The sequence below is a fragment of the Bradyrhizobium sp. LA2.1 genome (genome assembly GCF_040547725.1).
GTDB lineage: Bacteria > Pseudomonadota > Alphaproteobacteria > Rhizobiales > Xanthobacteraceae > Bradyrhizobium > Bradyrhizobium barranii.
This window is the reverse complement of sequence record NZ_JBEPQI010000002.1, coordinates 421,403-441,214: the sequence shown is the minus strand read 5'-3', so window position 1 is coordinate 441,214 and position 19,812 is coordinate 421,403. Positions and strand designations below refer to the sequence as shown.

Sequence of the window (19,812 nt, the reverse complement as noted above, 5' to 3'; positions counted from 1 at the left end):
CAACAGGGCGCATGGTCAAATACCTGATAGCGCTAGCTTTCCCTAGACCGCGCGGCATTTCCCGAATATGGCAGGTTGCGCAGTGCAAAACGGGCAACTGGAGCTGGGAATGAAGCGGATCCTGATCGGCCTGATCGTGGCAGCCGTGCTTGCCGCGGGCGGATGGTTCGGCTTCAACTTCTATGTCCAGCATCGGGCCACCGCCGAGGTCGAGGCGGCGTTCGAGCAGATGCGCCAACAGGGCGGCAAGGCGAGCCACGGCAAGATCACGTTCGAGCTCGCGACCCGGACGCTGACGATCGAGGATATCGCGGTCACTCCCGGCAACCTGCCGCAGGCGCAGATCAAGATCGCCGGCATCAAAGGGACGGGCGTTCGCCTGGTCGACGATATCAGGTTTTCGGCCGACAGCATCGACATCGCCGGTGTTGAGGTCGCACTGGACCAGGCTCCCCCGGCAAAACTGAAAGTCTCCTACAAGATCCCGCAATTGACGATGCGCGACTACGCCGGTCCCGTTCACGCCGCGGCTGCGCCAGCGGACAACTCCCTGATCGAGATGTACCGCTATGCGCTCAGCCAGTACACGGGCGTCACGGCCTCGTCGCTTACGGCCCCGACACTGACGATGAGCTTCGATTCCGGCAACGCTGCCGCCGGCAGCGGCGAGTTCAACTATACCGGGCTGGCGATCCAGAACCTCAAGCACGGCAAGATCGATGCGATGAAGGCCGACCGCGCCGTCATTTCGGTCGAGGTGAAGCAGCCAGGCAAGCCGGACAAGCTGACAGGCGAGCTGTCGAACATCATCGTCAACGATTTCGATGCCACCGCGATCCTCGCGGCGCTCGATCCGCAGACGAGCGGCGACGACAACTATCGCCGGGTCTACCGGCAAGTCTCGGCAGGCCCGTACACGCTCAAATCGGCACAGGCGATTCGCGTCGATATCGACGGCTTCGCCATCGAGGACATCGCCGTGCAGCCGTCGAAATTCCGGCTGGCCGACGTGCTCGCCGCGCTGCCGCAGGATCAATCGGCGCCCCAGACGCCAGCGCAGGCGCGCGAGCTGCTGGAGAAGCTCGCCGGGGTCTACGAGGGTGTTCGCATCGGCAAGGCCGAGATGGGCAAGACGTCGATCGGGACGCCGCAGGGAACAGCCAAGATCAATGCGGTCAGGTACCGCGAGGGCGAGTTCGCCGTCGAGGGCGTCGATACGCCGTCGCCGCAAGGGCAGTTCAAGATGGAGCGCTTCGCGCTCAAATCGTTCAGCGTAACGAGCCTGATGCGCTGGACAGCAGGCCTCGTCACTCCCGGGCGGGCGCCCTCGCTCGATCAGATGCTGGGCCTGTTCCGGGTGCTCGAAGGTGCCGAGATCAAGGGCGTGGTCTCGCCCTACAAGAACACGCGGCAGCTCATCACCATCGACACGATCAGCCTGAATTGGGGCCAGCTAATCGGATCGATCCCGAGCAAGGCCAATCTGGTCGTGAAGATGGTCACGCCGACCGATCCCTCCAATCCGGCGCAGCGGCCGCTGATCATGGCGGGCGTGGACAAGCTCGCGATCGACCTCGATCTCGGTGCCGCCTGGACGGAGTCCTCGGGCGCGTTTGCGCTCGCGCCTGCCACGATCGATCTCGGCAACCTTGCGAAAGCTCAGGCCCGCTTCGCACTCGCCAACGTGCCGCGCGGCGTGTTCACGGCCGATCCGGTGCAGGCCGTGGAGCAGGCGGCGCAGGTCGAGACCGGTGCGATCGAGCTCTCCCTGCGTGACAGCGGCGTCGTCGATCTCGTCGTGGCGCAGTTCTCGCGCATGCAGAATGTCAGCCGCGACGCCGCCCGCAGCGCCATCGCCGAGATGATCCGGGCGCAGGGCGAGAAGGTCACGGCCGCCAATCTCGATGCCAAAGCGGCGGTCGACGCACTCGCCGGCTTCGTCGAGACCTCAGGTCAGACGCTGACGATCAAGCTGACCCCGCTCGGCAAGGTGCCGGTGCTTCAGCTCATGGACGCACTGAACAGCGAGCCGATCGTCGCGCTGGCGCAGTTCAGGATCGAGGCGTCGACGGGGCTGTAGGGGCGAGCGGTGGTGCGCTCCCTCGCCCCGTTCTTACGGGGAGAGGGTTGGGGTGAGGGGCTGCTTCCGCGAAGAAGGTAACAAAGTGACTCGTGGAGAGTCCCCCTCACCCGCCTCGCATCTTCGATGCGATGCGGCCTCTCCCCGCACGCGGGGACAGGCGAAGAGGGATCACTTCTGCGGCAGGTTCACCCGCACATGCAGCTCGCGGAGCTGCTTGGTGCTGGGTTCCGACGGTGCCCCCATCAGCAGATCCATGGCCTGCTGGTTCATCGGGAACAGCGAGATCTCGCGCAGATTGTTGGTGCCGCACAGAAGCATCACGATGCGGTCGACGCCCGCGGCCATGCCGCCATGCGGCGGCGCGCCGTACTGGAAGGCGCGGTACATGCCGCCGAAGCGGTCGACCACTTCCTGCTCGCCGTAACCCGCGATCTCGAACGCCTTCACCATCGCTTCCGGTACGTGGTTGCGGATGCCGCCCGAGGCGATCTCGTAGCCGTTGCAGGTGATGTCGTACTGGAACGCCTTGATGGTCAGCGGGTCCTGGCCCTTCAGCGCGTCGAGACCGCCCTGCGGCATCGAGAACGGGTTGTGCGAGAAGTCGACCTTCTTGTCGTCCTCGTTGTACTCGTACATTGGGAAATCGACGATCCAGGCGAGCTCGAACCGCTCCTTGTCGGTGAGGTTCAATTCCTCGCCGACCTTGTTGCGGGCAAGGCCGGAGAATTTCCAGAACTTGTCGGGGTCGCCCGCGACGAAGAAGGCGGCATCGCCTTCCTTGACACCGATCTGCGCGCGGATCGCCGCGGTGCGCTCAGGCCCGATGTTGTTGGCAAGCGGGCCAGCGCCCTCGCCGCCCTCGCGCCACATGATGTAGCCGAGACCGGGTTGGCCTTCACCCTGCGCCCACGAGTTCATGCGGTCGCAGAAAGCGCGTGAGCCGCCGCCTGGCGCCGGGATCGCCCAAACCTGGTTCTTGGGGTCTTCGAGCATGCGCGCAAAGACCTTGAAGCCGGAGCCGCGGAAATGCTCGGAGACGTCCTGCATCTCGATCGGGTTGCGCAGGTCCGGCTTGTCGCTGCCGTATTTGCGCAGCGCTTCGGCGAACGGGATGCGGCGCCAGTTCTTGCTCACCGGCTTGCCCTTGGCGAACTCCTCGAACACGCCGGTGATCACGGGCTCCATCTCCGCGAAGACGTCTTCCTGCGTGACAAAGCTCATCTCGACGTCGAGCTGGTAGAACTCGCCCGGCAGACGGTCGGCACGCGGGTCCTCGTCGCGGAAGCAGGGCGCGATCTGGAAGTAGCGGTCGAAGCCCGACATCATCAGCAGCTGCTTGTACTGCTGCGGCGCTTGCGGCAGCGCATAGAACTTGCCGGGATGGATGCGCGACGGCACCAGGAAGTCGCGCGCGCCTTCCGGCGAGGACGCAGTCAGGATCGGGGTGTTGAACTCGAAGAACCCCTGCCCCTCCATGCGCCGACGCATCGACTTGATAATTTCGACGCGCGTCATGATGTTCTGGTGCAGCTTCTCGCGGCGCAAATCGAGGAAGCGATACTTCAGGCGGATGTCTTCGGGATATTCCTGATCGCCGAACACCGGCAGCGGCAGGTCGCCGGCCGGACCGAGCACCTCGATCTCGCTGACATAGATCTCGATCTTGCCGGTCGGCAGATCGTCATTGTCGGTCCCCTCGGGGCGGCGGCGGACCTTGCCGTCCATCTTGACCACGAATTCCGAGCGGAGCTTTTCGGCCAGCGCGAACGCCGGCGAGTCCGGATCGACCACGCACTGGGTCAGGCCGTAATGGTCGCGCAGGTCGATGAACAGCACGCCGCCATGGTCGCGAACGCGATGGACCCAGCCCGAGAGGCGAACTGTTTCGCCGATGTTGCTCTCGCGGAGCGCGCCGCATGTATGTGACCGGTAGCGATGCATGGTCGTCCCAAAATCAATGTCGGAGGGGTCGAATCGGACGGCCTGAAACGACCGGTCCGAAGTTGCGGCAGGGTTTACCCGACGAGACCGGGGGCGGCAACCAAGGGAACGGGCTGTTTTGGGGCCGAAGCGCCCATTCTTGGCCGATTGGGCCTCAAGCCTTTGCCATCAGGCGTTCCCCGCCTATCTTTACCTCCATGACCGTCCATTTCCCCTTCCAGAACTCGTATTCGGCACTGCCGGACAGCTTCTTTGCCCGGGTCGCGCCGACCCCTGTGGCCGCCCCCCGGCTGATCAAGCTGAACCGCCCGCTGGCGGTCCAGCTCGGGCTCGACCCTGACCTGCTGGAGACCCCTGAGGGTGCCGAAATCCTGGCCGGCAAGACGGTTCCCGTCGGCGCCGATCCCATTGCCATGGCCTATGCCGGCCACCAGTTCGGGCAATTCGTGCCCCAGCTCGGCGACGGCCGGGCGATCCTGCTCGGCGAGGTCATCGACAGAGACGGCACCCGCCGCGACATCCAGCTCAAGGGCTCGGGTCCCACCCCATTCTCCCGCCGCGGCGATGGCCGCGCCGCGCTCGGGCCGGTGCTGCGTGAATACATCGTCAGCGAAGCCATGTTTGCGCTCGGCATCCCGACCACGCGCTCGCTCGCCGCGGTCGTCACCGGCGAGCACGTCATCCGCGAGACCGCGCTGCCCGGCGCCGTGCTGACGCGCGTCGCCGCGAGCCACATCCGCGTCGGCACCTTCCAGTTCTTCGCCGTCCGCCGCGACACCGGCGCGATCCGCCGGCTCGCCGACCACGTCATCGCTCGTCACTATCCGGACCTGCTCCATGCAGAGCGCCCCTATCACGCCCTGCTCGCCGGCGTCGTCGCGCGTCAGGCCGATCTCGTCGCGCGCTGGTTGCTGGTCGGCTTCATCCACGGCGTGATGAACACCGACAACAGCTCCATCTCCGGCGAGACCATCGATTACGGCCCCTGCGCCTTCATGGACGCCTACAACCCCGCGCAGGTGTTTTCGTCGATCGACGAGATGGGCCGCTACGCCTATGCCAACCAGCCACGCATCGCGCTGTGGAATCTGACCCGGCTCGCCGAATGCCTGCTGCCGCTGTTCTCCGACGATCAGGAGAAGGCGGTCGCCGAAGCCCAGGACATTCTCGGCGCTTTCTCCGAGACGTTCAGCACCGCCTATCAAGCAGGCCTGCGCAAGAAGGTCGGCCTGTTCACGGAACGCGACGGCGACGAGGCGCTGATCCAGGACCTGCTGGATGCCATGGCCAAGAACCGCGCCGACTTCACCCTCACCTTCCGCAAGCTCGGTGACGCCGCAGGCGACGAGGCCGCCGCTGCCGACGTCCGCGCGCAGTTCATGGACCCCTCGGCCCTCGACGACTGGGCCAGACGCTGGCGCGAGCGCACCGCGCTGGAGCCGCAGGCCGCAGCCGAGCGGCAAGCCGCCATGCACGCCGCCAATCCGATCTTCATCCCCCGCAACCACCGCGTCGAGGCCGTGATCCAGGCCGCGGTAAACAACGACGACTACGCGCCGTTCGAGGAGCTGGTGAAGGTGCTGGCGAAGCCGTTCGAGGAGCAGCCGGACTATGCCGCCTACGCCGATCCGCCGCTGCCGGACCAGCGGGTGCTGCAGACGTTCTGCGGGACGTGAGAACTCGTAGGATGGGTAGAGCGAAGCGAAACCCATCGTCTGTCCGCGCGTGGTAGCGATGGGGTTCGCTTCGCTCTACCCATCCTACACACGTCCTACTTCGTCGCCTTCCTGATCCCGCCGAACGACGCCGCGTCGAACTTCTGCGGATCGACGGGATCGTAGCGGGACCACTCCATGTCGGGCACATTGGCGTACCGCTCGGCCCAGGCCTTGTTCGTCGTCGTCGTTCCGGGCGCGACGGGGCGGATCTCGAAATGCAGCACCTTGTTCGGGCCGATCTCGCCGATCGTGTCCTTGGCCTTGATGCTCGCGCCGACCGCAAGCGGCTCGCCCTTCGGACCGACGATGCGGCCGAGCTGGACGTAGCGTGTGTAGACGACGCCGCCGTTGGGATAGGCGTGCTTGAGCACGACGTAGCGGCCGCAACCGCCGATCACGGGCAGGTCGGCCGGCGCCTGCTCGCTGGTCTCGATCTTGACGACGACGCCGTCCGCCATCGCCGCCACCGGGCCGCCTGCCTTGTCGGAGGTGAAATCGACGCCGGGATGCTCGTCCTGGGTCCAGCATCCACAGGAGGTCATCGTCTTGTCTGCCGGCTTCTCGGCGCGCGGAAAGCTGCGCGGGGTGAGGAATTCATTGACCAGCAGTCCAGGCCCTTCGGGGGACGTGAAGGCATGGATCGCATAGAGCGACAGCTTGTCCCCAACCGGCACCTCCGCCGGCAAGAAGCCGTAGACCACATCCTGGATGAAGACCTTGAGCTCGCGCCCCTTGGCGGAGCGGACCGTGATGCAGTTGGTCGCCTGCAAGGCGTCGGCGTCGGTCTTGGGCATGCCGCTCATGATCAGCGATCGCTTGAGCGCGCCACTTGCGCACGGCTCCCCGTGGGAGGCCAGCGTGACGTCGAGCTTCAGCGGCGACATCGGGTAGACGTCGAGGCCGGTGGCCGGTCGCCGCCGTGCCAGGAACTCGTCGAGATCGGTCTCCTTGTAACGGGCGAAATTGAATTCGGCGCGTGCCGCATCGGGGACGGCGGAGAGGACGACAAGCAGCAGGGAGACGGCAAGCAAACCCAGCTTGGGGAGGCCACGCGGCGGCAACATTCGGAGGTCTCGTGATGCAAATTCGGTGAGCAGTATGAGCAAACCACGACCGCATCTTCGCGGCAAGGTAGACCGCATCTTGCGCCTCAATCGTGAGAGGTCATTCGGCCCCAGAGTACGCTCGCCCGGTCGTCCCAAGCATGTCCACACCTTCCACGCGCCGTAGGAACCGCTGTCATCAAACTGAAACACTGGCGCTCTAACGGCCTGTCAGGGACGTCCTGCCGGAGGCGCCCATCCTCCAACAGTCCTGACGCGCCATGCCCTTCAAATTCATCCATATCACCGACACGCATCTCGCGAACCCTGGACTGAAGCTCTATGGCCTCGATCCGCGCGCCCGGCTGGACGCGGCGGTTGCCGACATCAACAAGCACCAGTCCGATGCTGCCTTCGCGGTCGTGACGGGCGACCTCACCCATTGGGGCGAGGCTGAATCCTACGCCAATTTTGCCGACGCGATGGCCGCGCTGAAAATTCCGTACATCGCCATGGTCGGCAATCACGACAAGCGCGTGGCCTGCCTCGACGGCCTGAAGGCCGCGCCGCGCGACCCGAACGGCTTTGTGCAGGGCACGCGCACCACCGAGCACGGGTTGTTCGTGTTCCTGGACACACTGGACGAGACTAGCCACGCCGGCGAGATGTGCGCCAAGCGCCTCGGCTGGCTCGCGAGCACGCTGGCGGCCGCGCCCGCCGACATGCCGTTCGTCGTCTTCATGCATCATCCGCCTTTCCCGGTCGGCGTCCACGCGATGGACGAGATCGCACTGGCGCAGAGCGCCGAATTCGCCGAGGTGATCGCGCCCTATCGCGCACGCATCCGCCATCTCTTCTTCGGCCACGTGCACCGGCCGATCTTCGGCAGCTACGGCAAGATCCCGTTCTCGACGCTCCGCGGCACCAACCACCAGGTCTGGTTCGAGCTTGACGCTTCCGCGACCGACCATCTCGCCAGCCATGAGCCGCCGGCCTATGGCGTGGTGCTGATCGACGGCGAGAACCTGGTCGTGCACAGCCACGACTTCCTCGACACCAGTCTGCGCTTCCCCTTCGAGCCACCGGCGGGAATGGACGGCCGCGACTATGCGCTCAAGTTCGCGGCGCGGTGAAATGAGCCTCGCTGAACCCGCGGCTCTTCCGGTCGCGGCATCGGCGGCACCGCGTCTGCGCGTCCTGAAGCGGTTTCTTGGCCGATTCAAAGCCTCGCTGCCCGCCTATCTGCTGCTGTTGCCCTCGCTGGTCTTCCTCGCACTGTTCACCTATGGCGCGATGGGCCGCGTGCTGATCGACGCGCTCTACCAGCGCGCGACGCCGATGGCACCGGTCCGCTTCGTCGGCCTCGACAATGTCAGTGCGGTGCTAGCCGACCCCGCCTTCACCGGCGCGGTCGTCAACAATCTCGTCTACGCCATCGGCACGGCGATCCCGAGCATCGGACTTGCACTGCTGTTCGCGCTGGCGCTGTCGCGCACCAATGCGGTGAGCAGCGCGCTGCGCGCCGCGCTGTTCCTTCCGGTGCTGATCCCAATGGTCGCGGCCTCCGCGCTGTTCCTGTTCATCTTCCTGCCCAATGTCGGCCTGCTCGACTACTACATCGGCCGCCTGCTTCCGGTGGTGCCGAACTGGCTGGGAGATCCCGACATCGCGCTCTATGCGATCATGGTGATCACCATCTGGAAGAACGCCGGCTACTACATGCTGTTCTTCCTCGCTGGCCTCCAGGCCGTGCCCGAGGATGTCATGGAAGCCGCGCATCTCGACGGCGCCGGCCCGTTCATGCGGCTGCGCTACATCATCCTCCCCGAGCTCAAGCCCACCTTCCTGTTCGTCATCGTCATCGCCACGCTCAACGCGGTCACGCAGGTCGACCACGTCTTCGTCATGACCAAGGGCGGGCCGTCCAACTCGACCAATCTTGTGCTGTTCTACATCTACCAGCAGGCGGTCGAGCATTACGACATCGGCAAGGCCTCGGCGGCAACGCTGCTGACGCTTGCGGCGCTGATGGGCCTCACCGCGCTCTCCTTCCGGACGATGGCAAACCGCGAGGGCGGAGCATGACGCTGATCGACTGGCTGCTTAGGGACGCCCCGCTCGCCACGCGCCGAGAGATCACGCCAAAGCTCGGCTTTCTGCTGACCGTGCTGCTCGCGATCGTTTGGCTGATCCCGTTCCTGTGGATGGGCGTGGCGACGCTGCGCCCGGCGTCCGACGGCATCAACGTGATGGCCGAGCTGATCCCGAGCCTCAAGCCCACGCTCGACAATGTCAGGGATGCCTGGGAGATCGGCGATTTCCCGCGCTACACCCTCAACACCACGATCATCTGCACCGGCATCCTGCTGGTGCAGTTCGTCACGATCACGCTGGCCGGCTTTGCCTTTGCGCGGCTCGAATTCGCCGGCAAGACGCTGATCTTCTATTTGTTCCTGATGCAGCTGATGCTGGTGCCGGTGCTGCTGATCGTGCCGAATTTGAGCCTGGTGGCGCAGCTCGGGCTCTACGACACGCTCGCCGGCGTGATGATGCCGTTCTTCGCCTCGGCCTTCGGCACCTTCCTGATGCGACAGGCTTTTGAAGCCATTCCGACCGAGCTGGAAGACGCCGCCCTGATCGACGGCGCCAGCCTTCTCCAGCGCATCCGCCACATCTACGTGCCGCTGTCGATGCCGAGCTTTTCCGCCTTCGCCATCATCTCCGTTACCAGCCATTGGAACGACTTCCTGTGGCCGCTGATGGTGATCAACTCGCCGGACAAGCGGCCGCTCACGGTCGGTCTGTCCGTCTTCACGGCGACCGCCGAAGGCACGCAGGCCTGGGGCACCATCGCAGCCGGCACGCTCATGGTGATCGCGCCGCTGCTCATCACCTTCCTGATCTTCCAGAAGCGCTTCATCAGTTCTTTCGTCACCTCAGGCATCAAATAGGAGATTTCTCGATGCTGTTTACCCGCAGGCTCATGCTTGGCCTTGCCATGGCAGGCTCTATGGCCGGCACCCTCGCCGTCCCGGCGATGGCCGAAGGTCCGACCGAGATCGACCTGTTCTTCCCCGTTCCCGTCGACGGCAAGCTCGCCCGCGACATGGGCACCTTGATCAAGGAGTTCAACGAAGCCCATCCGGCGATCAAGGCGACCGCGGTCTACACCGGCTCCTATGACGACACGCTGATCAAGACTCGCGCCGCCATCAAGGCGGGCAAGCCGCCGTCCGCCGTGATCATGTCCGCGAACTTCCTGCTCGACATGCAGATCGAGAACGAGCTCACCAATCTCGATGGCCTGATCGCCGCCGACGGCACCACCAAGGACCAGTTTCTCGGCCAGTTCTTCCCGGCGCTCCAGGGCAATGCGGTGATCAATCGCTCGGTCTACGGCGTGCCCTTCCACAATTCGACGCCGCTGCTCTACATCAACGCCGACAAGGCCAAGGAAGCCGGCCTCGATCCGAGCAAGCCGCCGCAGACCTGGGCCGAGCTCACCGACTGGGCCAAGAAGCTCACCAAGCGCGAAGGCGACAAGGTGACCCAATGGGGCATCGCGATCCCCTGCGCCTATGACTATTGCGGCTGGATGATGGAAACGCTCACCATGACCAATGGCGGGCGCTACTACAACGAGGAATTCGGCGGCGAGGTCTATTACGACACGCCCTCGATGCTCGGCGCGCTGACCTGGTGGAACGACCTCGTCTACAAGCACAAGGTCCACGCCCCCGGCGCGACGCCTGGTCCTGCCGTCAGCACCTCCTTCATCTCCGGCAATGCCGCGATGATGATGCTTTCGACGGGCTCGCTGACCTATGTGCGCGACAACGCCAAGTTCAACTACAAGGTCGCCTTCATCCCGCGCAACGTCCGCAACGCGGTGCCAATCGGCGGCGCCTCGCTGATCGTTCCGGCCGGTCTCGAATCCGAGAAGCAGAAGGCCGCCTGGACCCTGATCAAGTGGATGACCTCGCCCGAGAAGAGCGCCTGGTGGAGCCGCGCCACCGGCTATTTCGCGCCCAACATGGCCGCCTACAAGACGCCTGACATGGTCGACTTCCTCAACAAGAACCCGGACGCCAAGACCGCCGTCGAGCAGCTCGACGTCGCAAAGCCCTGGTTCGCGACCTACAAGACCGTCCCGGTCCGCAAGACGCTGGAGGACGAGGTGATGCTGGTCCTCAACGGCAAGAAGCAGCCGAAGGAGGCGCTGGTCGCCGCCCAGAAGGCCGCCGACGAGACGCTGAAGCCGTACAACGCGGAGACCTCGCTGAAGCTGCCGTAAGGCTAGCGATCAGCCAAACAAGCTCGGCGCTCCACGGTGTGGGGCGCCGAAATCATTTCAGGGGCCGTGATCGCGTCAGTTGCGCCTGCCGTCGAGCCTGAACACCATCTGCGTCGGACGCACGAACCGCAATGCGACCAGCAGCACGGCCATGACGGTGCACATGTAGATGACAGCCATCGCATCAATCGAATAGACCGGCCGCACACCGCCAGCGAAGACGTTGTAATACAGCGCGACGACCAGGGTCTGCGATCCCCCGCCCGCGAGCAGAAACGCCAGCTCGAAGTTCGAGATCGTATTCACGAGAACCAGCAGGCCCGCCGTCAAAATGCCGGGCAGCATCAGCGGCAACAGGATGCGGCGGAATATCTGCAGCCGACTCGCGCCGAGCATCTGGGCCGACCATTCAAGGTTCAAGCTGATCTGCTCGAAGAACGGCAACAGGATGAAGACGGCAAGAGGAACCATCGGGACGAGCACGGCGAGAATGACGCCAATGACCGTCCCGCCGACACCAAACCCATAAAGCGTCGTGGCAAGCGGAATGCCGTAGGTCATCTGCGGGATCAGCAGCGGCAGGAAGTAGAGCAGCAGCAGGACCGGCTTGGCGTTGAAATTCCGCCGCGCCAGCACGTAGGCCGCCGGAAATCCGATCGCGAGCGCGATGAAGACCACGGCCAGCGCGATGAACAGCGTGATGAAGAGAACATGGGAGAGCTCGAACTCCCGCCAGGCGTAGGTAAACCAATCCGTCGTGAACGCCGGCGGCAACGGCTTGCCGAACCAGCGTTTGGCGAACGAGCTCACCACGACATGCGTCACGATGCCGAGCAGGTTCAGGATGAACCCCAGCAGGAACAGGTAGATCGCCAATTTCCACATCCGTCCGCGCATTGGCACCCCCTCAGCGTTTGCCGACGCCCATGGTTGTTGCAATCGTCATCCGGCGGCGCACCAGCACGATGACCACCAGCGCCGCGAGCTGGCAGAGCCCCATGATGACCGCGATCGCAGATGCGTAGGACATGTCATATTGCTCGAAGGCCTGCTGGTAGGCCGCGATCGAGATCGTCCGCGTCGAACCGGCCGGCTGGCCAACCATCACCGCGGATGGAAACACGGCAAAGCTCATCACGAAGACGAGGGCAAACGCTATGATCAGGCCCGGTGCGATCAACGGGAACATGACACGCCGGAAGATGGTCCAGGGCCCGGCGCCCAGCATGCGTGCGGAGCTTTCCAGGCTCGGGTCGATGCCGGAGATGTAACCGAGCAACATCAGGAAGCAGAACGGAAAGTTCTGCATGAACAGCGAGAAGGTGACGCCGATAGAATTATGCGTCAGCTCGAGCGGGTTCTCGATCAATCCGACCGCAAGCAGCAACTGGTTGAGCCAGCCATTGTGGCCGTAGAAGCCGAGGATCCCTTCCGACAGGAAGACGACACCGAGCGAGATCGGAAGCACGAGAATGGTCGTGATGGTGCGCTCGAACCAGATGCCACGCCGCATGCCGTATGCGAGGAACAGCGCAACCAACACGACCGCGACCGTCGTCGGCAACGCCAACATGAAGGTCGTCTTGATTGTGTTGTACTGGTAGGCGTCGTTGAAGAACGCGACATAGTTCGAGAATATTCCGGCGTCGCGCTTCTTCGGCTGCAAGCTGATGTAGATCCCGTAGAGGAACGGGTAGACGAACATCGCGAGCACGTAGAGCAGCGACGGCGCAAGACAGAGGATCGCGACGAGGTCCAGTTCGCTGCGAGAATCGGAGCGGATGCGAGCCACGATCTGTCCCCTCACTCGCGACGCAGCAGGACGAATTTGTCCGCCGGCAAGGTCAGATCCAGCGTCTCGCCCAATACGAGCTTCTCGTGCGAGCGGACCCAGAGCCGTGCGCCGCCATCGAGCGCGATCTCGGCCTCCTGCTCGCGTCCGAGATATTCGACCAGCTCGACCTTGCCGCGCAGCACATTGACGCCGTCACCAGACTTGCCGAGACGCACATCTTCCGGCCGGATCGCCAGAACGGCGTGCTCGCCCGGGCGGAAGCTATCCCCGGCCCTGGCCTGCAGGATTTGCCCCTTGAAACCGGCTTCGATCATACCGCCCGCTTCCTTGCCGAGTGTCACATCGAGGAAATTTCGGAAGCCCATGAAATCCGCCACGAAGACGTTCTTGGGACGGTCGTGGATTTCCTGCGGCGTCCCGACCTGCATGAGCACACCTTCGCGCAGCACGACGATGCGGTCGGAGAGCGAGAGAGCTTCGGCCTGGTCGTGGGTGACGTAGATGGAGGTCAGGCCGAGCTGTGCGTGCAGCTGCTTGATCTCGGCTCGCATCTCGACGCGGAGCTTTGCGTCGAGGTTGGACAACGGCTCGTCGAACAGCATCAACCGAGGATGCAGCACAAGAGCGCGCGCGATGGCGACACGCTGCTGCTGTCCGCCCGAGAGCTGACCGGGATAGCGGTCTTCATAACCGGCAAGACGCACCAGACCGAGCATGTCCCGCACGCGCTGCTCGATTTCCGCAGACGGCCGCTTCTGCAGCGAGAGGCCGAACGCGACGTTGCCGAACACCGTCAGATGGGGAAACAGCGCGTAGTTCTGGAACACCATGCCGAACCCGCGCTTTTCGGGCGAGACATCGTCAATCCGTCGTCCGTTGAGATGGATCTCGCCGTCGCTCGGCGGCACCAGGCCTGCGATGATGCCGAGTGCCGTGGACTTTCCGCACCCGCTCGGCCCCAGGAAGGTGACGAACTCGCGGCCGCCGACCTCCAGCGGAAAGTGGTCGAGCACCACCTTGCCGCCATAGCGCTTGGTGATCGACATCTGCAGCTTATCGATAGAGTCGGCCATTCCCCGCCCCGCATACGCGCGCGAGGGCCGCACCTGCGCGCCCTCGCATCTTGGTCCCGGTTCTTGTTATTTCTTGACCTGATCGGCGCCGACCTCACGGTCCCACCGTTCCATCGCGTAGCTCAGCTCGGTCACGCCCAGCGGAGGCGATACCTTCCATTTGGTCCCGATCTGATCATATTCGGGACGCCAGAACTCCTTCACCTCGTCCTGGATATCCTTGGGCGCCGATGCCAGGGCTGCGGCCTTCACGACCGGCCCGATGAAGGCCTTCCAGGTGAGCGCCTGCTGCTCCGGCTTCCACATGAACTTCATGAGATCGACGATGACATCGACCTGTTCTTGCGGCACGCCCTTCGGGATGCACCAATAGTGACCGTCCACCACGAACGTGGTGTTCTCCAGAATTGCGATCTTCGAGTCCGGCGGGATCACGCTCTGCGCGCGCGGCTTCATGTCCCATTCCATGATCCCGGCGATCATCCAGCGCTGCCCCTGCGCGAATTCCTTCAACGTGATCGCGGTACCGGTCGGATAATATTCAACCGACTTGCCAAGCTCTTTCAGGAAATCCCAGCTCTTGTCCCAGCCCTTTTCGGGGTCGAGCGGCTTGGAGTCCCCAAGAATGAAGGCAAAGCCCTGGAGGATCGCGCGGCCCGGCCCGCTGTTCGCCGGACGCGCATACATGAATTTGCCCGGGTTCGCCTTCACCCAGGTCAGCAATTCCTGCGCGGTCTTCGGCGGGCTCGGCACCTTCGCCGGATTGTAGATCAGCACCGGTCCACCGGCATTGCCGACTGACGGAATGAGGACGCCCTTGCCCTCGTCGTAAAGCGCCTTGCCCGCATCGGTGAGGCCGTCGCGCGGAAAGCTCTTCTGATAATCGGGGATGGCGATGAGCTGGCCGTTCTGGGCCAGCAGTGCGCCGCCATCCTGCCCGGTCAGCACCAGATTGATATCGAGGCGTCCGGCGTCCTGCTGCGCCTTGATCTTGGCCGGAAGCTCCGGCGCGGGCGCGCGCTGGATTCTGATCTCGCTGACCTTGTCCGGATTCGCCTTCTTGTAGTTCTCGATGATGGTCTGCACCGAGGCCAGGTCACCGCCGGTATCGATGATCGAAAGACTGATCGGAGCGGCCAGGGCTCCGCTGCAAAGACACGCCCCCAACAGGGCGGCGACCATTGGGGTTGCTGACCTCGGTTTCATTCTCGCCTCCCACGCGCTTTATTTTTTGCGCAACTTGTTATTTATTTGTAAGGCAAGCATCGACGAAATCTTCGCTGGTTGTCAAGCGGTCTGTTCTGTAGCTGTTTTGAACTGGCGGCCGAGCGCCTTGTGCACGGACTGAAATGTCAAAAACTTGTTTGGAAGCCGAACGCAAAACCGGGCGGAGCCGGACTTGAAAAAGCCTGCGATGAAATCCGTGGAGTTGCCGCTCTCCTCCTCGACGGGTCGACTGAGCGACCGGATCTACGACCATGTGCTCGGTCAGATCGCGATCGGCATCCTTCCCGTGAACTGCCGGCTACCGCCCGAGAATGGCCTTGCCGAACTCCTCGGCGTTTCGCGGCCCGTCGTTCGCGAGGCGCTGACGCGATTGCGCGACGACGGGCTGATCGCATCACGCCAGGGCGCGGGCTGGTTCGTGACGCGGCGCCCGGCCGCCAATGCCTTCGACTTCGCGCCTGTCAGCAGCATCCCCGACATCCAGCGCTGCTTCGTGTTCCGGATGGCCGTCGAGGGCGATGCCGCGGCCCTCGCCGCCCGCAACCGGGACAGGCAAAGCCTGCGCCGCATTCAGCAGGTCCTGACCAGGCTGGATACGATGGTGGCCCAAGGGCGCGAGGGCGGCCTTGGTGTCGAGGAAGATCTCCTCTTCCACCGCACGATTGCGGAGGCGAGTGGCAACCGGTTCTTTGTCGAGACGCTGACGTCGTTGAGGGAGCAGATCGCCATTGGCGTCAATCTCAACCGCAACCTGTCGCTCATTCAGCCGCGCGGTCGCATTCTCAGGGGGCAGCAGGAGCATCGCCGCGTGTTCGAGGCCATCGAGGCGCAAGACGAGGACGGCGCCCGCCGCGCCATGCGCACGCATGTCGAAAATGCCCGCAAGAGAATATTCGAGGGGGGCTGATCGCGGCGACGTGAGCCACGCGCCGCGCGCGGTTAGATCGTCACCACGATCTTGCTGAACTGATTGTTCGACTCCAGGAAGCGATGCGCCTCGACGATTTCGTCGAACCGGAACGTCCGGGCGATGATTGGCTTCAACGTGCCGTCCGCCAACCCATCGAGGATGAACGCCTTTGCCCGCGCAAGGCGCACGGGATCGCGGATGATCTCGTGCACGAGGTAGCCGCGCAGGACCAGGCACTTGGTCAACACGTTGAAGAGTGGGAACGGCGTCGGCGCGGGGCTTAGCCCGCCATACTCGATCAGTATACCGCCCGGTGACATCGCCGCGGTCAGCGGCTCGAATGCGGGACCGCCGACGGCGTCAAACACCACGCGGACGCCGTTTGAACCGGCGATCTCCGCGAGCCGCGCTCCGATGTCCTCCTCGTCCGAGGCGATCACGTGCGCGGCGCCGGCATCGCGCAAGGCGCGCCGCTTGGTCGAGGTCCGCGTCAGGCCGACCGGGACCGCGCCGATCCGGTTCGCGATCTGGATGGCCGCAAGCCCGACGCTGCTCGATGCCGCCGTGATGGCGACGACATCCCCTCGCCCAAGTCCGGCGATGTCGACCAGCGCGCCGTAGGCCGTCAGATACTGCATCCACACCGCAGCCGCCGCCTCGAAGCCAAGCTCGGGCGGATGCTTCACGACGAGCTCGGCTGGAAACGTCGCCAGTTCGGCATAGGCCGGCCATCGCACCATCGACAGCGGCGGCACGATGCTGACCGCGTCGCCCGGCGCAAAGTCGGCCACGCCTTCGCCGACGGCCTCGATGATGCCCGCCGCCTCCAGGCCAAGGCCGGACGGAAATGTCGCGGTCTCGATATAGGTGCCCGTCCGCAACAGGGCCTCCGCACGGTTGAGACCGAGCGCCCTGACCCGGATCTGCACCTCGCCCTTCGCTGGCGGTGGAACGTCGACCGTCTCGATGCGCAGCACTTCGGGACCGCCATGCCGGTGAAAGCGAACGACGAGCGCCATGGATACACTCCAAAACAGTTGAACTGAATGGAGCTATGCCGATCCCACCGAAGTGGATAAATGGCCCAAATACGCGAACAGTCGAAACCAGGAGTTCTCAATCATGGACCGCCTGACCAGCATGGCCGTGTTCGTCCGCGCCGTCGATCTCGGCTCGTTCGCAGCCGCGGCCGACGCCCTGGAGATGTCGGGGCCGATGGTCGGCAAGCATGTGCGCTTCCTCGAAGAACGTCTCGGCGTCCGCCTCCTCAACCGCACCACGCGGCGCCAGAGCCTGACCGAAGCTGGCCAGGCCTATTACGAGCGCTGCCGCACGGTACTCAGCGAGGCCGAAGCCGCCGACGCCGTCGTGGCCGATGAACTCTCCGCGCCGCGCGGCAGGCTGCGCGTGACCATGCCTGCCCTGCTCGGACGGCACTGCATCGCCCCTCTGTTGATGAAGCTCGCGCGAAAATATCCGCATCTCGAGCTCGACCTCTCCTTCGGCGATCCCATCGCTGACATCATCGAGGCCGGTTACGATCTTGCGATCCGGACCGGCGATCTCGACGACCAGTCCGGTCTGATCACGCGGCGCATCGCAAGCCAGCGCATGGTGGTGTGCGGCGCGCGGTCCTATTTGCGCGCCAACGGCAAACCGAAATCGCTCGACGATCTCGCCCTGCATCAGGCGATCATCTATCGCCGCTCTGGACGCGTCCGGCCGTGGCTGTTTCCCCAAGCCGACCAGCCGCCACGCGAGATCATGCCCTCGGGCAGGCTGAGGCTCGACGATATGGAGGCGATCGCGGACGCCGCCGCACAGGGCATGGGGCTCGCCTGGCTGCCTTATTGGCTGGTCCGCGAGCGTCTCAACAGCGGCGCGCTGGTCGGCCTCCTCGAAGGCCAGCCCGAATTCCTCTACAACTGCCACGCGCTGTGGCCCCGTTCGCCCCGGATTCCGCCAAAAGTCCGTGCCGCCGTGGACGCGCTCGCCGCCTTGCCGAAGCTCATGGGGTGATGGTCGAGCCCGCCCCGTTAACTCCCCGTCCACCATCCGGCTTGCCGGGCGGCCGGTAACCACGAGCATTAACAGACCCTCAACGTACCCCCGACAAATCTATCAATGTTTCTGGAGATTTCGCCGTGGATCTGTTGGTTTTCGAGTTCCTGGGGCTGGCGCTGGTCGCCATGTGCGTGGTCGTGGTGGCGCTGCCCTGCGCGCGCAAATCCTCGCACCGGATCCGTTACGAATAGGAATTTCGTCGGAAAGCGACGATTCCGGCCCGATGCAAGGCTCGAATTCGCTTAGAGCCCCTTGACATCACAGCGCTTTCGGCAGAACGGCTGATACCAAGTGTCATGGGCCGTTCATGGATTTGATTACCACCACCGCTGACCTCGCGGCTGCCTGCAGCCGGCTGGCCAAGCACCCCGTTATTACAGTCGATACCGAGTTCCTGCGCGAAACCACCTACTACCCGCTGCTGTGCGTGGTGCAGATGGCCAGCCCCGAGGAAGCGATCGTCATCGACACCCTGGCCGAGGGCATCGACCTCAAGCCGTTCTTCGACCTGATGGGCAACGAGGGCGTGCTGAAGGTATTCCATGCCGCCCGCCAGGACATCGAGATCATCTGGCACCAGGCCAACATCATCCCGCACCCGGTGTTCGACACCCAGGTCGCGGCCATGGTGCTCGGCTATGGCGACAGCATCGCCTATGACGCGCTGGTCGAGAAGGTCACGGGCCACCGCCCGGACAAGACCCACCGCTTCACCGACTGGTCGCGCCGGCCGCTGACGAAAGAGCAGATGCACTACGCGGTGTCCGACGTCACGCACCTGCGCGACGTGTTCGCCGCGCTCGATGCCGACCTCAAGAAGCGGCGCCGCAGCGAATGGGTCTCCATCGAGATGGAGGTCCTCACCTCGCCCAGGACCTACGACTTCCATCCCGAGCGCGCCTGGGAACGGCTGAAGACGCGGGTCCGCAAGCCCAAGGACCTCGCGGTCCTGATGGAGGTCGCGGCCTGGCGCGAGCAGGAAGCGCAGAGCCGCGACGTGCCGCGCGGCCGCGTGCTGCGCGATGAAGCCATCAGCGACATCGCGACCCACGCGCCGAACACGCTGGAGAAGCTCGCCCATCTGCGCTCGGTGCCGAAGGGGTTCGAGAAATCCAAATGGGGCGCGGACATCGTCGCCGCGGTCGAGCGCGGGCTGGCGCGGGATTTCGCGACGCTGCCGAAGCTGGAGAAGCCGCGCAACAACAACAATGGCGCCGCCATCGTCGAGCTGTTGAAGGTGCTGCTGCGCATGACCGCGGAACGCCACGCGGTCGCCAGCAAGGTGATCGCCACCGTCGACGATCTCGAAGAGATCGCAGCCGACGACGAGGCCGACGTCCCCGCCCTGCGCGGCTGGCGCCGCGAGCTGTTCGGCGATGCCGCGCTGAAACTGAAGCGCGGCGAGCTGGCGCTGGCGATCGAGAAGGGTCGCGTGATCGGGGTCCAACGGGTGGAGCCGGTTAAACCGTCATCCTGAGGCGCGAGGCGTGAGCCTCGAAGGATGAGCGGCCCCCGCTGCGGCCAGTCGGCCGTCGCCCTTCGAGGCTCGCCGAAGAGGCGAGCACCTCAGGGTGACGATGATAAATCGAGGCTCACTGCATCAACGCCGTCATTGCGAGCGAAGCGAAGCAATCCAGAATCTTTCCGCGGAGACGGTCTGGATT

General features: G+C 64.3%; 16 protein-coding genes. 9 read left to right on the top strand and 7 right to left on the bottom strand.

Annotated elements, in window-relative coordinates; genetic code table 11:
• The first annotated feature begins 109 nt into the window (after window positions 1-109).
• Window positions 110-2,080 carry an aq_1923 C-terminal domain gene (locus ABIB95_RS05025; RefSeq protein ID WP_354238091.1) on the top strand — a complete coding sequence of 657 codons (1,971 nt, stop codon included), beginning with the start codon at window positions 110-112 and terminating at the stop codon, window positions 2,078-2,080.
• A gap of 171 nt (window positions 2,081-2,251) precedes the next feature.
• Here ABIB95_RS05025 and aspS read toward each other — a convergent pair whose 3' ends face one another.
• A complete protein-coding gene (gene aspS / locus ABIB95_RS05020; protein ID WP_354238090.1) occupies window positions 2,252-4,024 on the bottom strand; it encodes an aspartate--tRNA ligase in 1,773 nt (590 codons plus the stop codon).
• A 197-nt stretch (window positions 4,025-4,221) separates the two neighbouring features.
• Between aspS and ABIB95_RS05015 the strand changes: the two genes are divergently transcribed.
• The gene (locus tag ABIB95_RS05015) at window positions 4,222-5,700 is read left to right on the top strand and encodes a protein adenylyltransferase SelO (protein WP_354238089.1); all 1,479 of its coding nucleotides are present in this window, start codon (window positions 4,222-4,224) and stop codon (window positions 5,698-5,700) included.
• A gap of 95 nt (window positions 5,701-5,795) precedes the next feature.
• On the opposite strand, the gene ABIB95_RS05010 is transcribed toward ABIB95_RS05015, so the two are convergent.
• The gene (locus tag ABIB95_RS05010) at window positions 5,796-6,806 is read right to left on the bottom strand and encodes a M23 family metallopeptidase (RefSeq protein ID WP_354238088.1); all 1,011 of its coding nucleotides are present in this window, start codon (window positions 6,804-6,806) and stop codon (window positions 5,796-5,798) included.
• Window positions 6,807-7,066: 260 nt separating this feature from the next.
• Between ABIB95_RS05010 and ABIB95_RS05005 the strand changes: the two genes are divergently transcribed.
• Genes ABIB95_RS05005 through ABIB95_RS04990 form a run of 4 tightly spaced genes read left to right on the top strand, consistent with a single transcriptional unit; the run spans window position 7,067 to window position 11,079 of the window.
• Window positions 7,067-7,918, top strand: a complete 852-nt coding sequence (locus ABIB95_RS05005) for a phosphodiesterase (RefSeq protein WP_354238087.1) — start codon at window positions 7,067-7,069, stop codon at window positions 7,916-7,918.
• 1 nt (window position 7,919) lies between these two features.
• A complete protein-coding gene (locus ABIB95_RS05000; protein ID WP_354238086.1) occupies window positions 7,920-8,870 on the top strand; it encodes a carbohydrate ABC transporter permease in 951 nt (316 codons plus the stop codon).
• Window positions 8,867-9,736, top strand: a complete 870-nt coding sequence (locus ABIB95_RS04995) for a carbohydrate ABC transporter permease (RefSeq protein ID WP_085402888.1) — start codon at window positions 8,867-8,869, stop codon at window positions 9,734-9,736. The genes ABIB95_RS05000 and ABIB95_RS04995 overlap by 4 nt, the downstream gene beginning before the upstream one ends.
• An 11-nt stretch (window positions 9,737-9,747) precedes the next feature.
• Window positions 9,748-11,079, top strand: coding sequence for an ABC transporter substrate-binding protein (locus tag ABIB95_RS04990; protein WP_354238085.1), 1,332 nt, complete (start codon window positions 9,748-9,750; stop codon window positions 11,077-11,079).
• 75 nt (window positions 11,080-11,154) lie between these two features.
• Here the strand turns inward: ABIB95_RS04990 and ABIB95_RS04985 are convergent, their stop codons facing one another.
• The 4 genes from ABIB95_RS04985 to ABIB95_RS04970 all read right to left on the bottom strand — a co-directional run bounded on the left by ABIB95_RS04985 (window position 11,155) and on the right by ABIB95_RS04970 (window position 15,153).
• Window positions 11,155-11,976: an ABC transporter permease gene (locus ABIB95_RS04985; RefSeq protein ID WP_014495741.1), complete on the bottom strand. Its 822-nt coding sequence runs from the start codon at window positions 11,974-11,976 to the stop codon at window positions 11,155-11,157.
• A 10-nt stretch (window positions 11,977-11,986) separates the two neighbouring features.
• Complete coding sequence (locus tag ABIB95_RS04980; protein WP_354238084.1) at window positions 11,987-12,871, bottom strand: ABC transporter permease; 885 nt, start codon at window positions 12,869-12,871, stop codon at window positions 11,987-11,989.
• Between the two features lie 11 nt (window positions 12,872-12,882).
• Complete coding sequence (locus ABIB95_RS04975; protein ID WP_354238083.1) at window positions 12,883-13,947, bottom strand: ABC transporter ATP-binding protein; 1,065 nt, start codon at window positions 13,945-13,947, stop codon at window positions 12,883-12,885.
• Between the two features lie 66 nt (window positions 13,948-14,013).
• Entirely contained in the window at window positions 14,014-15,153 is a 1,140-nt protein-coding gene (locus tag ABIB95_RS04970) for an ABC transporter substrate-binding protein (protein WP_354238082.1), read from the bottom strand.
• A gap of 193 nt (window positions 15,154-15,346) precedes the next feature.
• Between ABIB95_RS04970 and ABIB95_RS04965 the strand changes: the two genes are divergently transcribed.
• Complete coding sequence (locus ABIB95_RS04965; protein WP_207794725.1) at window positions 15,347-16,081, top strand: FadR/GntR family transcriptional regulator; 735 nt, start codon at window positions 15,347-15,349, stop codon at window positions 16,079-16,081.
• A gap of 32 nt (window positions 16,082-16,113) precedes the next feature.
• Here ABIB95_RS04965 and ABIB95_RS04960 read toward each other — a convergent pair whose 3' ends face one another.
• A complete protein-coding gene (locus ABIB95_RS04960) occupies window positions 16,114-17,103 on the bottom strand; it encodes a zinc-dependent alcohol dehydrogenase family protein (RefSeq protein WP_354238081.1) in 990 nt (329 codons plus the stop codon).
• Window positions 17,104-17,206: 103 nt separating this feature from the next.
• On the opposite strand from ABIB95_RS04960, the gene ABIB95_RS04955 reads away from it, so the two are divergent.
• Both ABIB95_RS04955 and rnd read left to right on the top strand, forming a co-directional pair.
• Entirely contained in the window at window positions 17,207-18,103 is an 897-nt protein-coding gene (locus tag ABIB95_RS04955; RefSeq protein WP_354238080.1) for a LysR family transcriptional regulator, read from the top strand.
• 352 nt (window positions 18,104-18,455) lie between these two features.
• Window positions 18,456-19,625, top strand: a complete 1,170-nt coding sequence (gene rnd, locus ABIB95_RS04950) for a ribonuclease D (protein WP_063983660.1) — start codon at window positions 18,456-18,458, stop codon at window positions 19,623-19,625.
• Window positions 19,626-19,812 lie beyond the last annotated feature (187 nt).